The sequence below is a fragment of the Mesorhizobium sp. B2-1-3A genome, assembly GCF_006442655.1.
Classification (GTDB): domain Bacteria; phylum Pseudomonadota; class Alphaproteobacteria; order Rhizobiales; family Rhizobiaceae; genus Mesorhizobium.
In genome coordinates, this window is the sequence record NZ_VFWK01000004.1 from 12,858 (window position 1) to 25,555 (window position 12,698).

The 12,698-nt window shown below is 63.7% G+C and carries 16 protein-coding genes and 1 riboswitch; of the genes, 10 read left to right on the plus strand and 6 right to left on the minus strand.

Features of this window, described 5'->3' with window-relative positions; translation table 11 throughout:
• Positions 1-130 precede the first annotated feature (130 nt).
• The gene (locus FJ977_RS15745) at positions 131-1,330 is read left to right on the plus strand and encodes an MFS transporter (protein WP_140772871.1); all 1,200 of its coding nucleotides are present in this window, start codon (positions 131-133) and stop codon (positions 1,328-1,330) included.
• A 3-nt stretch (positions 1,331-1,333) separates the two neighbouring features.
• Here FJ977_RS15745 and FJ977_RS15750 read toward each other — a convergent pair whose 3' ends face one another.
• Positions 1,334-2,503, minus strand: coding sequence for an aromatic ring-hydroxylating dioxygenase subunit alpha (locus tag FJ977_RS15750; protein WP_140772873.1), 1,170 nt, complete (start codon positions 2,501-2,503; stop codon positions 1,334-1,336).
• A 144-nt stretch (positions 2,504-2,647) separates the two neighbouring features.
• Positions 2,648-2,846: riboswitch (cobalamin riboswitch) on the plus strand.
• Between the two features lie 35 nt (positions 2,847-2,881).
• Here FJ977_RS15750 and FJ977_RS15755 point away from each other — a divergent pair.
• From FJ977_RS15755 to cobO, 4 genes are read left to right on the plus strand one after another with little or no spacing between them, the layout of a single operon-like run.
• Entirely contained in the window at positions 2,882-3,061 is a 180-nt protein-coding gene (locus FJ977_RS15755; protein ID WP_140772875.1) for a CbtB domain-containing protein, read from the plus strand.
• Between the two features lie 15 nt (positions 3,062-3,076).
• The gene (locus FJ977_RS15760; protein WP_140772877.1) at positions 3,077-3,880 is read left to right on the plus strand and encodes a CbtA family protein; all 804 of its coding nucleotides are present in this window, start codon (positions 3,077-3,079) and stop codon (positions 3,878-3,880) included.
• Positions 3,873-4,388: a bifunctional adenosylcobinamide kinase/adenosylcobinamide-phosphate guanylyltransferase gene (gene cobU / locus FJ977_RS15765; RefSeq protein WP_140772879.1), complete on the plus strand. Its 516-nt coding sequence runs from the start codon at positions 3,873-3,875 to the stop codon at positions 4,386-4,388. The genes FJ977_RS15760 and cobU overlap by 8 nt, the downstream gene beginning before the upstream one ends.
• 1 nt (position 4,389) lies before the next feature.
• Positions 4,390-5,019 carry a cob(I)yrinic acid a,c-diamide adenosyltransferase gene (gene cobO / locus FJ977_RS15770; RefSeq protein WP_140772881.1) on the plus strand — a complete coding sequence of 210 codons (630 nt, stop codon included), beginning with the start codon at positions 4,390-4,392 and terminating at the stop codon, positions 5,017-5,019.
• On the opposite strand, the gene cbiB is transcribed toward cobO, so the two are convergent.
• Positions 5,016-5,990, minus strand: coding sequence for an adenosylcobinamide-phosphate synthase CbiB (cbiB, locus tag FJ977_RS15775; RefSeq protein ID WP_140772883.1), 975 nt, complete (start codon positions 5,988-5,990; stop codon positions 5,016-5,018). The two genes, cobO and cbiB, sit on opposite strands and share 4 nt — an antisense overlap.
• Here cbiB and cobD point away from each other — a divergent pair.
• A complete protein-coding gene (gene cobD / locus FJ977_RS15780) occupies positions 5,989-7,035 on the plus strand; it encodes a threonine-phosphate decarboxylase CobD (RefSeq protein WP_140772885.1) in 1,047 nt (348 codons plus the stop codon). The genes cbiB and cobD overlap by 2 nt on opposite strands.
• On the plus strand, positions 7,032-7,541 hold the full coding sequence (locus FJ977_RS15785; RefSeq protein ID WP_140772887.1) for a tyrosine phosphatase family protein: 510 nt from the start codon (positions 7,032-7,034) through the stop codon (positions 7,539-7,541). The genes cobD and FJ977_RS15785 overlap by 4 nt, the downstream gene beginning before the upstream one ends.
• A 150-nt stretch (positions 7,542-7,691) precedes the next feature.
• Here FJ977_RS15785 and FJ977_RS15790 read toward each other — a convergent pair whose 3' ends face one another.
• The 4 genes from FJ977_RS15790 to FJ977_RS15805 all read right to left on the minus strand — a co-directional run bounded on the left by FJ977_RS15790 (position 7,692) and on the right by FJ977_RS15805 (position 9,751).
• Positions 7,692-7,988 (minus strand): type II toxin-antitoxin system RelE/ParE family toxin, encoded by a 297-nt coding sequence (locus FJ977_RS15790; protein ID WP_140772889.1) that lies wholly within the window; start codon positions 7,986-7,988, stop codon positions 7,692-7,694.
• Positions 7,988-8,242, minus strand: a complete 255-nt coding sequence (locus FJ977_RS15795) for a type II toxin-antitoxin system ParD family antitoxin (protein ID WP_140773917.1) — start codon at positions 8,240-8,242, stop codon at positions 7,988-7,990. The genes FJ977_RS15790 and FJ977_RS15795 overlap by 1 nt, the downstream gene beginning before the upstream one ends.
• Positions 8,243-8,344: 102 nt before the next feature.
• Positions 8,345-9,148, minus strand: a complete 804-nt coding sequence (locus FJ977_RS15800; RefSeq protein WP_140772891.1) for a creatininase family protein — start codon at positions 9,146-9,148, stop codon at positions 8,345-8,347.
• Positions 9,149-9,367: 219 nt separating this feature from the next.
• A complete protein-coding gene (locus FJ977_RS15805; RefSeq protein ID WP_140772893.1) occupies positions 9,368-9,751 on the minus strand; it encodes a RidA family protein in 384 nt (127 codons plus the stop codon).
• 267 nt (positions 9,752-10,018) lie between these two features.
• On the opposite strand from FJ977_RS15805, the gene FJ977_RS15810 reads away from it, so the two are divergent.
• Genes FJ977_RS15810 through FJ977_RS15820 form a run of 3 tightly spaced genes read left to right on the plus strand, consistent with a single transcriptional unit; the run spans position 10,019 to position 12,695 of the window.
• Positions 10,019-11,023, plus strand: coding sequence for an ABC transporter substrate-binding protein (locus FJ977_RS15810; RefSeq protein WP_140772895.1), 1,005 nt, complete (start codon positions 10,019-10,021; stop codon positions 11,021-11,023).
• Between the two features lie 12 nt (positions 11,024-11,035).
• Positions 11,036-11,860, plus strand: coding sequence for an ABC transporter ATP-binding protein (locus FJ977_RS15815; protein WP_140772897.1), 825 nt, complete (start codon positions 11,036-11,038; stop codon positions 11,858-11,860).
• Positions 11,847-12,695, plus strand: a complete 849-nt coding sequence (locus FJ977_RS15820) for an ABC transporter permease (protein ID WP_140772899.1) — start codon at positions 11,847-11,849, stop codon at positions 12,693-12,695. Before FJ977_RS15815 ends, FJ977_RS15820 begins: the two co-directional genes overlap by 14 nt.
• Positions 12,696-12,698 lie beyond the last annotated feature (3 nt).

Consider the following 12,698-nt stretch of genomic DNA (forward strand, 5'->3'; position numbering starts at 1 on the left):
GCGACGCTTTAGGCCAGAGCCGGGAAGCCTTTGACCGGCTTCGCTTTTGGCCGGTAACGGGTCGGTTTCCTCTTAATCGCCCGGGAATGACCAAGGCAGATTTGGCTGGTGATTCTGCTTTGGGGAAGCAATGTCCACCCATGTGCGCCATCCGATCTGGCTCCCGGCCCTCAAGGCCGCGGATGCGCGCACCTTCGCCTCGCTCTACGCGGTGGAGTCCTTTGCCCGCGCCACGGTGTCGAGCGTCATCCCGATCCAGGCCTACGAGATCCTGCACAACGAGCAGATCGTCTCGATCCTCTACACCATCGTGGCGCTGCTCGGCCTATCGGTGACCTTGTTCATGCCGATGCTGATCCGCCGCTTTGCCCGGCGCTGGGTCTATACGGCTGGCGCCTGCCTGCTTGCCATCGGCTCGCTGTTCTTCGTCACCCATACGCTTGCCGGGCAACTGGCCGGGATGCTGTGCCGGGTGATGGGCGCCAGCGCGCTGTCGATCACCCTCAATCTCTACATCATGGACCACATCCGCAAGACCGACTTCATGCAGGCCGAATCGCTGCGCATGGCGTGGTCGATGGTCGCCTGGACCGGCGGGCCGACGCTCGGCATCTTCCTCTATACACGCTTCGGCATCTATGCGGCGCATGGGGCGGTGGCGGTGTTCGCGCTGGCCTTGCTGGCGCTGTTCTGGACCTATCGGCTGGGCGACAACCAGTCTATCCGGCCCGGCAAGACCCGGCCGGCCAATCCGCTCGCCAATATCGGCCGCTTCGTCGCGCAGCCCAGATTGAGGCTCGCCTGGCTGATCGCCTTCGGCCGCTCCTGCTTCTGGACGACGTTCTTCGTCTATGGGCCGCTGTTCATGGTCATCACCGGTCAGGGCGATATCGCCGGCGGCCTCCTTGTTTCGGCCGGCAACGCGCTTTTGTTCATGGCGATCTTCTGGGGCAAGGCTGGAAAGCGCTTTGGCGGCCGGCGCACCATGACATTTGCCTATTTCGCCATGTCGGCCATGCTGCTGGCCGCGGGCACGGTGGGAGCGACCGCGCCATTGCTGACCGGCGCTTTCCTGCTTGGTGGCGCGTTCTTCACCATCGCGCTCGATGCCCTGGGCTCGACCGCCTTCATGCGTTCTGTACGATCTTATGAACGGCCGCAGATGGCTGCGGTCTATCGCACCTATCTCGATTTTTCGGAACTGACGCCGCCGCTGGTCTATTCGGTGGTGCTGATCTTCTTCGGGCTGGGCTCGGTGTTCGTCACGCTCAGCCTGCTGGCGGCGGCGTGCGGCTTCGTGACCTGGCGCTACCTGCCGAAGTCGCTGTGAGGATCACGGTGAAAGTGCCGCGTGGCGCTCGCGCACCCAGTTGTGGAAGCGGTGCAGTTCATATTCCTCGGGCATCAGCACGCCGGCGGCGTGGCGCATCGAGCGCAGGCCTTTCTGGTTGACCTCGCAGATCGCCGCATCCTCCTCCAGCACCTGTGTGCCGAAGGCGATGATGTTGTCGATGTCGGTTGCGGCCAGCGCCTCGGGGGCGAACAGCCATTCGGCGACAAGTTCCGTCTGTTCCGGCCCGAGCGGTACCAGCCGGACGGTCCTGACATAGTCGACATGGCCGACGATGAACATCGAGGGCAGGCTGGTGGCGTAGGTCTGGCCAGCGGCGCGTTCGGCCGGTGTCAATCCCGGGAAGATCGGCCCATGGGTCTTGCCGTCGCTCGACCAGGTTTCGGCGCCCGTCCGCAGACCACCGGAAAACTCCGGCGCGTCATTGTCGGCGTGGCGGGTCCATTCGGGGTCGTCATGCCGGCTCATCAGGCCGCGGCCATAGATCGGCACCAGCCGCGACAGGTCCTTGTGGACGCCCGGACAATGCAGGCACTCGTTGAAGTTCTCCCAAAAGATCTTCCAGTTGCAGTGCATCACCTTGCGCAGCACATGGCCCGTCACCAGCGTTTCCAGAGGCCAGTTGCCGAGATTGCCGGAGGCAGGGTCGAAGGATGCCTGCGCCGAGCCGGCCGCATCCTCCTGCAAATTGATGAACACGAAGCCGCGCCATACCGAGAGTGCGACGCGATAGAGCGGATGGTCGGCCTTGTCGAAGCCGTCCGGCAATGATTTCGACGGCACGCGCACGAGGTCGCCGCGAAGCGAATAGGACCAGGCATGATAGGGGCAGGTGATCAGCCGCGCCTTCAGCCGGCCCTCGCTCTCCTGGCAAAGCTGCGAGCCGCGATGCCGGCACGTGTTGTGGAAGGCACGCAGCGCGCCGGTGTCGTCGCGCAGCACGATGATGTCCTGCGTGCCGATGCGGAATCGGCGGAAGGCCAGCGGCTGGGCCAGATCGGCCTCGCGGCAGACCAGCAGCCAGTTCTTGTACCAGATGGCATCGAGGTCCAGCTGATAAGCCGCTTCATCCCAATACGCCGATGAGGGCAGGGTGGGTTCGGCCTGGGTCAAGCCGTTATAGGGATCGCGCTCGCTGGCAATGGGTTGCATGGCTGGCTTCCTGTGAAGTGGCCAGCCGACACCCGGCCGGCACAATTGTCAATTGTTGCGCCGATGACGGCTGATGTGGCCGGCATGGCGTAATCGCGCTGGTTACCGGCGGAATTTGGTTTGCCGGAGGCAATGATTCTGCCTATAGTCGCTGATGTCGTCGGTTCCATTTTGGAGCCAAGAGGGAATGCGGTGCGGGCTGACTTGTTGCCCAATGCCGTTGCTGCCCCCGCAACTGTGTGCGGTAGTCCTCTCCATATGCCACTGAAGATTTGTCTTCGGGAAGGTGGGGAAGGGCGCTGATCCGTGAGCCAGGAGACCTGCCGGCGACAGGAAACTGACTTCGATGCCCTCGGGTGGAGGGTGAAAGGACAAGACATGACTACCGCTTCCGTCTCCCGCGGCGCCTCCGTCTCCTCGCAGTCGCGCTTCATGCAGCTGGCGTTCGCCGCGCTGCTCGGCACCTTCATCATCGGCTTCGTCGGCTTCTCGCACATTGATGCGGTCCACAATGCTGGTCATGACAACCGGCATTCGATGGCGTTTCCCTGCCACTGACGAGGATCTGACATCATGAATCTGTTTCGCAACGTCGTGTTCATCGCGGCGATCGCAGGGCTCGTGGCCGGCGTCGTCCTCGCCTGCATGCAGGCCTATGCCACCGTGCCGCTGATCCTCAAGGCGGAAGTCTACGAACAGGCCGAAGGCGGCCATGACCATGCCGCGGCGCCGGCTGATGCCGCCAGCGGCAACGCAATGAGTTCCGCCGCGCCGGCGGCATCGAATGCCATGAGCGCTGCCACCCCGGCTCCGGCCGCAGCGGCTGCTCCGGCCGAAGACGAAGGCTGGGCGCCGGCCGACGGCTTCGAGCGTTTTGCCTTCAACGTGGTTTCCAACGTCGTCACCGGCATCGGTTTCGCGCTGATCCTGGTCGCTGTTTCGGAATTCGCCGGCGGCATCGGCAACTGGCGCCAGGGCGTGTTCTGGGGCCTGGCCGGCTTTGCCGTGTTCACGCTGGCGCCCGGCCTCGGCCTGCCGCCGGAACTGCCCGCCATGCCGGCGGCCGACCTCACGCAGCGGCAGATCTGGTGGGTGGCAACGGTGGTCGCGACCGCCATCGGGCTTGGCCTGATCGCGTTCCGCAAGTCGCTGCCGCTCGCCATCCTTGCCGTGCTGCTGATCGTGGCGCCGCACATTGTCGGCGCGCCGCAGCCCGACAGCTTCGAGACACCGATCCCGGAAGGCCTGCACCACCAGTTCGTGGTGGCGGTGACGCTGACCAGTCTGGTGTTCTGGCTGGTGCTTGGCGCCGTCGTCGGCGTGGTGCGCGGACGCTTCACCGGCACCGCGACCAGCCTGCGCGACAGCTTTGCCTGATCGCGGCAGGCTGACCTTCATCATCGGTGGTGCGCGCTCGGGAAAGAGCGCGCATGCCGAAACCCTGGTGACGGCGTTGCCCTCGCCATGGACCTACATCGCCACCGCGCAAGCCTATGACGACGAGATGCGCGAGCGCATCGCGCTGCATCGGGCGCGGCGCGGCGCGGGCTGGACGACCATCGATGCGCCGCTCGACCTCGCCGGCGCGCTCGAGGCTTTGCCAGATAGCCGGCCTGTGCTGGTCGACTGCCTGACGCTGTGGCTGACCAATCACATGCTGGCTGACCATGACCTTGGGTTTGAATGCCGGCGGCTGGCGGATGTGTTGTCGCGGCCGCGCGGGCCGTGGTTCGTGGTATCCAACGAAGTCGGGCAAGGCATCGTGCCGGACAACGCACTGGCGCGCCGGTTTCGTGATGAGGCCGGTCGGCTCAACCAGCAGATCGCGGCGATCGCCGATACGGTGCTGCTGATGGTGGCGGGGCTGCCGCTCAAGGTGAAATGAAATGACCGATATCGATGGCAAGACCACCGAAGACAGGGACGAAGAGCGCCACCGCGCCAAGATGGCCAAGCGCAAGGCGGTGCAGGACGCCGAGGTGGCGGCCAAGACGATCGAGAAGGGTCTGCTGATCGTCAACACCGGCCCGGGCAAGGGCAAGACGACAGCAGCGTTCGGTTTGGCGCTCCGCATGCTCGGCTATGGCAAGCGCGTCGGCGTCGTCCAGTTCATCAAGGGCAAGTGGCACACGGGCGAGAAGGACGCTTTCGCGGCCTTCGGCGACCGCGTCGTCTGGCACGCAATGGGCGAGGGCTTCACCTGGGAGACGCAGGATCTGAAGCGCGATATCGCCGCTGCCGAAGCCGCCTGGGCCAAGGCGCTGGAGCTGATCGCCGATCCGTCGATCAGCCTTGTCGTGCTCGATGAGCTCAATATAGCATTGCGCTACGACTATCTCGATCTCGACAAGGTGGTTGCAGCGCTGAAAGCGCGTCGCGAGGGCCTGCATGTTGTCGTCACTGGCCGCAATGCCAAGCCGGCGCTTGTCGAAGCGGCCGACCTGGTCACCGAAATGGGTGTGACCAAGCACCATTTTTCGGCGGGCGTGAAAGCCCAGCAAGGGATCGAGTTCTAGAACGCCAGAACCGCGATCACCGAGACCAAGCCGAACAGCGCGATCAGCAGATAGTCGGCGACGCGGTAGAGTTTCAGCGCCCGCCTGATGTCACCGCTGTCGACGTCGCGGCGGCCGCCTTCACCCATGAAGACATCCTCGACCAGCACGCCGCCATAGCTGCGCGGTCCGGCCAGTGCCAGACCGAGCGCGCCCGCCATTGCCGCTTCCGGCCAGCCGGCGTTGGGCGAGCGGTGTTTTTTCGCGTCGCGCCACACCGCATGCCAGGCGCCGCGGGGATCGGCGTCCCTGACCAGGAAAGCCGCCAGCACGATCAGCAGCGCCGTCAGCCGAGAGGCCGGCAGGTTGATCCAGTCGTCGAAGCGCGCCGCCGCCCAGCCGAAGGCCTCGTGGCGCGGGGTGCGGTGGCCGATCATCGAATCGGCGGTGTTGGCGGCCTTGTAGGCGGCTCCGCCGGCCAGCCCGCCGACACCGGTCCAGAAGGCGGGAGCGACGATGCCGTCGGAAAAATTCTCCGCCAGGCTTTCGATCGCCGCACGGCAGACGGCGGCGCGGTCGAGCGCCTCGGGATCGCGGCCAACGATTCGCGAGACGGCGACACGGCCCATGGCCAGCCCGCCTGTATCGAGCGCGTCGGCGACGGATTCGACATGTTCGTAAAGGCTCTTCTGCGACAGAAGCGATGTCGCCAGAAGGGCGGCAACGACCAGTCCCAGGGGAACGAACCAGAGCAGGACAAGCTGTACGCAAAGGCCGATCACCGCCGGCACCAGCACGATGACCAGAAGTGCCTGGACACCGCGTTGGCGACGTAGTGCGTCGGGATCAGTGGCGCGGTTGAGCCTGCGATCGAGAAAGGATATCAGCCTGCCGAACCACGTCACGGGATGGCCGATGGCGCGAAACAGCCAATCCGGGTAACCGAGGGCGAATTCGACGGCCAATGACAGGAAAGCGATCAGGACTGACATGAAGCTTCTTGAAGGAGCGGTGGACCATGGTGGAAGTCTCGGCCGGGCGAGGGTGCTTTTCCCCAACGCCGTATTGCCTTTCGTCGACCTCTCTACCGGTATCAATCCGCTCTCCTACCCGCTTTTCGACCTGCCCGCCACCTCGCTGTGGCGATTGCCGGAAGCCGGGCGGGCGCGGGAGCTGACAGAGATAGCGGCCAGGACCTACGGCGCGCCGTCGCCGGCCAACGTCGTCGCTGCGCCCGGCACGCAGATCCTGTTGCCGCGCGTGGCGTCGCGGGTCAGGCCCGGCAAGGCGTTGGTGCTGGGGCCGACCTATGCCGAACATGCGCGTGCCGCGGCGATCGCCGGTCACGAGGTGGGCGAAGTCAGCGATTTCGCGGCGCTGGCGAAGGCCGACCTTGCCATCATCGTCAATCCCAACAATCCCGACGGTCGCGTCATCGAGCGCGACCGGCTGCTGGCGCTGGCCGCCGGGCTGCGTGCAAAAGGCGGGCTGCTGGTCGTCGACGAAGCGTTCATGGATGTCGGCCCGCGCCAGCACAGCCTCGCCGGTGATGTCGATCAAGGCGGCATCGTCGTGCTGCGTTCGTTCGGCAAGTTCTTCGGTCTCGCCGGCCTGCGGCTCGGCTTCGCGCTTTCGGATGCAGCGACGGTGGAATCCCTGGAATCGCAATTCGGGCCATGGGCTGTTGCCGGCCCGGCGCTGGAATACGGCATCCGCGCGCTTGCCGATCTCGGTTGGCAGGAAACGATGCGGGCCTCCCTGGCGGACGCGGCGGCGCGGCTGGACTCATTGTTCGACCGTTTCGGCGTGCCTGTCGCGGGCGGCACCACGTTGTTCCGCTATCTCAGCCTGCCGGATGCCGCCGGCCTGTTTTCAGCGCTTGGCGAGCGTGGCGTCCTGCTTCGGCATTTCTCCGGCCGGCCGCATGTCCTGCGCGCCGGCCTGCCGGGAAGTCAGGAGGAATGGCTGCGGCTCGAATCGGCCCTTGCCGATTGGGCGACGCTGCGCGAGGATCGATCAAGGGGTTTAACACCATGATCCATGTCTGTTCGCTGTCGAAGATCGAGGAAACGGTGGCCAGGACCGGTGCCGAGCGCATGCTATCGCTGCTCTCCATCGGGACGGATGTGACGCGTCCGGCGTCGATATCGAGGGAAAATCATCTGCATCTGGTCATGCACGATATCGCGGTGGCTCAGGACGACATGACCATGCCGGGCGAGGAGCATGTCCGCACCCTGCTCGATTTTGCACGCCGCTGGGACCGGGCGAAGCCCATGGTCGTGCATTGCTATGCCGGCATCAGCCGCTCGACGGCTTCGGCCTACATCATCGCCGCCGCGCTCGCGCCGAAGCGCGACGAGGTCGAACTGGCCAGGACGCTGCGGACACTGTCGCCCTCGGCGACACCCAATCCGCGCTTGATTGCGGTGGCCGACGCGCTGCTGGAGCGCGATGGCCGAATGATCGAGGCGATCCAGTCGATCGGGCGCGGCGCCGACGCGTTTGAGGGCACGCCGTTCGAGCTGAAGATCGACAGCTAGAGCGGTTCAGCGTTTCACGAAATCGCAGAACCGCTCTAACTATTTGTTTTTACGCAATTCCCAAGGGCAAGCGCTACGCGCTTGTCCCGGGAAAACCGTTACACACTTTTCCTGGAATTGCCCTAGCCGTGCCCATGCATCGTTGCTGGATTATCGAGTGCCTTCATGCGCCCAATCTTCGTGCCCGTGGCGTACCCGAACAATGAACACGTCGCCGTCGGCTTCGATCTGGTAAACGATAAGATGGGCCTTGAAGGGATGGACGCGCATTGGTGGCGACAATTCAAGCCGCTCCCGCGCCATTCGGGGACTGGCAGCGATCAGGTCGAAGATCGCGAACAACTCGTCATGATACTGTCTGGCCTGCACAGCACCAAACAGGCGCACCCCTTGCTCGGCAATACCGACGATGTCCTCTTCCGCTGCTAAAGAAAGGCGAAACCCCATTACCCGTTGCCGGGTGACTTTCCAGCGCGTTTGACCGCCTCGGTAAAAAGCGCGTCCTTGGATCGATTGCCGATGCCACTCTTCAAGCCGTCATCGACAAAGCGCTGCATGGCGGCAATCTTGTCGTTGCGCTCCTGATCCCGACGGATCAAATCGCGCACATAGTCGCTCGCGTTGGCGTAGCGACCCGTTTCGGTTTGCGCCTCAACCCAATCCTTCATCGGATCGGGCAATGATACGTTCATTGTTGCCATATTGGCCTCCATATCCCGTCCAGTATGATCTATTTTGGCAAAGTTTGTCAAAATCTCATAAGCGGGAGTCTTTTTTGCGAAGGCGCGATTGTGACCAGGCGGCTACTTCAGCCAATCGGCGAGCTTTGCCTTGCGCACATCCCTGACCAGGCTGATGAAGCCGTCGGCCTGATGCTCCGCGGTCAGCCGGCCTTTTTTCGCCGTGGCGATGCTGGCATTGCCGACCACGCCGTTCGGGTTGAGATCGCCTGCGATCCAGGCAAAGGCATGGGTGCCGGTATGGCGCAGCAGCGAGAATTCCTTCTCGGCCCTGGCGACGTTGGAAACGAAATTCTCGGCCTTGGCCATGTCGACGAGATCCGGCCGGAAGTGCAGCATCAGCGAGGTCTCGACATCGCCGCCATGGATTCCGTGACGATCCTCGAGCTCGGCATACATGCCGGCCGGCCGGCCAAAACGCTGCCAGCTCGTCTTCACCGCCAGCATCTTTTCGCGCACCCGCAATTCGCGCGTGATGATGCCCATGATCTCTTCATTGCCGCCATGCGAATTGACGACGATGAGCTTGCGCACGCCGGCGCGCGCGATCGACGCGCCAAGTTCGGTCCAGGCCTCGACCAGTGTCGTTGCCGGCAAAGTGAGCGTGCCCAGCGCATGCAGATGCTCGTTCGATTTGCCCACCGCCTGGACCGGCAGGATGCGGATGTCCAGATCGCCGGGCAGGCGGGCGATCACCGTGTCGAGCATACCGTTCATGATCGAGGTATCGGTCGAGACAGGCAGATGCGGGCCGTGCTGCTCGATCGCCGCCACCGGCAGGACGGCGATCGTCGCCTCCGGATCGATCGAGGCGTATTCTGTGGTCCGGTAGTCACCCCACCAGACGCGTCTTTTTGTATCGTTCATTTTGTGCCTCGACGGAACTGATTTGGCGTCGGCGCTGCCCCTCACCCTTACCCTCTCCCCGTGAAGAACGGGGAGAGGGGGATCGCCAGCGTCGGAGCGCTTCCCTTCTCCCCGTCTCTATACGGGGAGAAGGTGCCGGCAGGCGGATGAGGGGCAGCGCCAACTTCGCGTGACTTTAGACTATTGGACTGTCGATTCGTAGGGTTTCACTAGCGCTTCTTACCCGGCGGCGATGGCTTCGACCTCGACCTTGAATTCGGGGCGGGCAAATCCGGAAACGATCATCAGCGTCGAGGCCGGTGCTGGGCTTGAAAACAGCCGGTCGCGGACATCCATATAGGGCCGCAGGTGCGCGCGGTCGGTGACGTAGGCGTTGATGCGCACGATATCCCCAAGTCCCATCCCGGCCTCTCCAAGAATCGCCTCGATGTTGCGGAAGCAGAGCTCGGCCTGGGCGCCGGCATCCTCGGGGATCTGGTCGTCCGCCGTGATGGCGACCTGGCCCGAGCACAGCACCAGCCGCTTGCCGGCGGGCACTTCAACGCCGTGGCTGTAGCGGGCAAAGGGAGGCTTGATCGACTTGGGTGTGAGGAATCTGAACATGGCAATCTCCTGGATACCGCCAGCCTAAGGCCGTATTCACTACAGCTTCAAGATGGCCCGGGATGGCGCCGGTGCAATTGTGGACAGGCGTTCAAAAAATAGGCACGATGCCTCCGGTGCAGCACGACCTTTCCGGCTTTCGCAGATGGCTGTGGTGCAGGCGGGCGGGTCCCGGCGCGAGACGCCGGTGGCATGTGTCTTGCTTCTTGAATCTTTGGTGTCGAGCCTGGCGCGAGGCGCGCCGGAGCAAACAAAGGGTGGTTGTCGATGTACGCAAAACAGAAGACCTCGGTGGCGGTGGTGGCCTTGCTTGCCGCTAGCACACTGGGGGCCGCGGCGAATGAAAAGGTGACCTTCGGCACCAACTGGCTGGCCGAGCCGGAACATGGCGGATATTACCAGGCCGTGGCGGACGGCACCTATGCCGCTTGCGGCCTCGACGTCACCATCATGCAGGGTGGTCCGCAGGTCGCTGGCCGGCCGATGCTGCTGGCCGGCAAGCTCGATTTCTACATGGGCGGCAATCTGCTGTCGGCCTTCGATGCCGTCCAGCAAGGCATCCCGATGCGCGTCGTGGCCGCCGATTTCCAGAAGGATCCGCAGGTCATCATGTCCCACCCCGGCGAGGGGCTGGACAAATGGGAGGACCTGAAGAACGCCGACCAGTATATTCTTGGCGACGAAGGCGTGCAGACCTTCTTCCAGTGGATGGTCACGGCGCTCGGCTTCGACGCCGCCAAGCGCGCACCCTACACCTACAACACTGCTCCTTTCATCGCCAACAAGAAGTCGATCCAGCAGGGCTACGTCACCTCGGAACCGTTCGCCGTCAAGAAGGAAGGCGGCTTCGTGCCGAACCAGTTCCTGCTCGCCGACTATGGCTGGGACACCTACTCGACGACGATCGAGGTGATGCAGGACACGATCGACAAGAAGCCGGAAGTGGTCCAGTGCTTCGTCGATGGCTCGGCCAAGGGCTGGTACAAGTACCTCTACGGCGACAACAAGGCCGCCAACGACATGATCAAGAAAGACAATCCTGACATGAGCGACGAGCAGATCGCCTTCTCGATCGAGCAGATGAAGAAGTTCGGCCTCGCCGATTCCGGCGATACTGAAAAGCTCGGCATCGGCGCCATGACCGACGCGCGCATCAAGAGTTTCTACGACAAGATGGTCAAGGCCAAGGTCACGCCTGAAGGCATCGACATCACCAAGGGCTACACGCTGGCCTTCGTCAACAAAGGCGTCGGGCTCGAGCTGAAGAAATAGGCCAGCCTGGGCATGATAGGGGAAAAGGTGGCGCAAGTGCCGGCATCGGATATCGCTCCGACCTTGCTGGCGCTGCGCGGCGTCGGCAAGGTGTTTTCCAACGGCGTGACGGCGCTGAGCGATGTCGGCCTGACGATCCGGGAAGGCGATTTCCTCAGCCTGCTCGGCCCGTCCGGCTGCGGCAAGTCGACGGCGCTGCGGCTGATCGCCGGCCTGTCGACACCGACCTCCGGCGTGCTCGACTGGCGCGGCGGCGGTTCGCTCGACCGCGCCAATATCGGCTTCGTCTTCCAGGAGCCGACGCTGCTGCCCTGGGCCAGCGTCTTCGACAATGTCTGGCTGCCGCTGAGGCTGAAAGGCGTTTCCCGCGCCAAGGCTGCCCCGGCGATACATGAGATGCTGGCGCGGGTTCACCTGACCGGCTTCGAGAATGCCGTGCCGCGCGAACTGTCCGGTGGCATGAAGATGCGTGTGTCCATCGCGCGGGCCATGGTGACCAAGCCGCGCGTGCTTTTGATGGACGAACCGTTCGCGGCACTGGACGAGATCACCCGCTTCAAGCTCAACAACGATCTGCTGGAGCTGTGGCAGGACGAACGCTTCACCGTCGTCTTCGTCACCCACAGCGTCTTTGAGAGCGTGTTCCTTTCCAACCGCGTCGTCGTGATGGCGGCGCGGCCGGGCCGGGTCTTCGACGAACTTGCCATCGAGGCCTCTTATCCGCGCGATGAGGCGTTTCGCACCTCGCCCGACTATGCGGCCCTTTGCCGGCAAGCCTCCGACGTGCTGGTCAGCGCCATAAATTCAACAGCGGGCTCGCATCATGACGGTCATTGACGGCACGTTGAAACTCGACCCCGAGGAAGCGCGCCGGGTGCGCCAGGAGCGGCTCGAGCGGGTCGGCCGTTGGGTACTGCCGCTGGCGATCATGGTCCTGGCGATCTGGCTGTGGGACCGCATCTGCGTCTGGAAGGAGATCCCGCAATATATCCTGCCGCGCCCCGGCGTGGTACTGCAGACGCTCTACAACGATGCCGGCCTGCTGTTCTCCTCGTTGCTGGTCACGTTGCGCATCACCTTCCTCAGCCTTGCCCTGGCCGTCATCGGCGGTGTTGGATTGTCGGTGCTGTTCGCGCAGTCGAAATGGGTGGAGATGTCGTTCTTCCCCTTTGCCATCGTGTTGCAGGTGACGCCGATCGTGGCGATCTTTCCGCTGATCAACATCTATGTGAACAACCAGACGACCAAGCTTCTGCTCTGCGCCTGGATCGTCGCCTTCTTCCCGATCCTGTCCAACACCACGCTTGGCCTGAACTCCGTCGACCGCAATCTGCGCGACCTGTTCAAGCTCAACGGCGCGACGCGCTGGCAGCAATTGCGCTATCTCAGGCTGCCGGCGGCAATGCCATATTTCCTCGGTGGGCTGAAGATCGCCGGCGGCCTGTCGCTGATCGGCGCCGTGGTGGCCGAGTTCGTCGCCGGCACCACCGGCCAGTCGTCGGGACTTGCCTCGCGCATCATCGAGGCCGGCTACCGGCTGAACGCGCCAAGGCTGTTCGCGGCACTGTTCCTGATCTCGCTGACCGGCATCCTGATCTTCCTCGTGCTGTCGCTGATTTCGCATCTCATTCTGCGGCGCTGGCACGAAAGCGCGCTGAAGCAGGAGCGGTAGGTC

Coding starts and splice junctions, on each gene's coding strand:
- FJ977_RS15745 (WP_140772871.1), top strand. CDS start 131: ATGTCCACCCATGTGCGCCATCCGATCTGGCTCCCGGCCCTCAAGGCC.
- FJ977_RS15750 (WP_140772873.1), bottom strand. CDS start 2,503: ATGCAACCCATTGCCAGCGAGCGCGATCCCTATAACGGCTTGACCCAG.
- FJ977_RS15755 (WP_140772875.1), top strand. CDS start 2,882: ATGACTACCGCTTCCGTCTCCCGCGGCGCCTCCGTCTCCTCGCAGTCG.
- FJ977_RS15760 (WP_140772877.1), top strand. CDS start 3,077: ATGAATCTGTTTCGCAACGTCGTGTTCATCGCGGCGATCGCAGGGCTC.
- cobO (WP_140772881.1), top strand. CDS start 4,390: ATGACCGATATCGATGGCAAGACCACCGAAGACAGGGACGAAGAGCGC.
- cobD (WP_140772885.1), top strand. CDS start 5,989: ATGAAGCTTCTTGAAGGAGCGGTGGACCATGGTGGAAGTCTCGGCCGG.
- cbiB (WP_140772883.1), bottom strand. CDS start 5,990: ATGTCAGTCCTGATCGCTTTCCTGTCATTGGCCGTCGAATTCGCCCTC.
- FJ977_RS15785 (WP_140772887.1), top strand. CDS start 7,032: ATGATCCATGTCTGTTCGCTGTCGAAGATCGAGGAAACGGTGGCCAGG.
- FJ977_RS15790 (WP_140772889.1), bottom strand. CDS start 7,988: ATGGGGTTTCGCCTTTCTTTAGCAGCGGAAGAGGACATCGTCGGTATT.
- FJ977_RS15795 (WP_140773917.1), bottom strand. CDS start 8,242: ATGGCAACAATGAACGTATCATTGCCCGATCCGATGAAGGATTGGGTT.
- FJ977_RS15800 (WP_140772891.1), bottom strand. CDS start 9,148: ATGAACGATACAAAAAGACGCGTCTGGTGGGGTGACTACCGGACCACA.
- FJ977_RS15805 (WP_140772893.1), bottom strand. CDS start 9,751: ATGTTCAGATTCCTCACACCCAAGTCGATCAAGCCTCCCTTTGCCCGC.
- FJ977_RS15810 (WP_140772895.1), top strand. CDS start 10,019: ATGTACGCAAAACAGAAGACCTCGGTGGCGGTGGTGGCCTTGCTTGCC.
- FJ977_RS15815 (WP_140772897.1), top strand. CDS start 11,036: ATGATAGGGGAAAAGGTGGCGCAAGTGCCGGCATCGGATATCGCTCCG.
- FJ977_RS15820 (WP_140772899.1), top strand. CDS start 11,847: ATGACGGTCATTGACGGCACGTTGAAACTCGACCCCGAGGAAGCGCGC.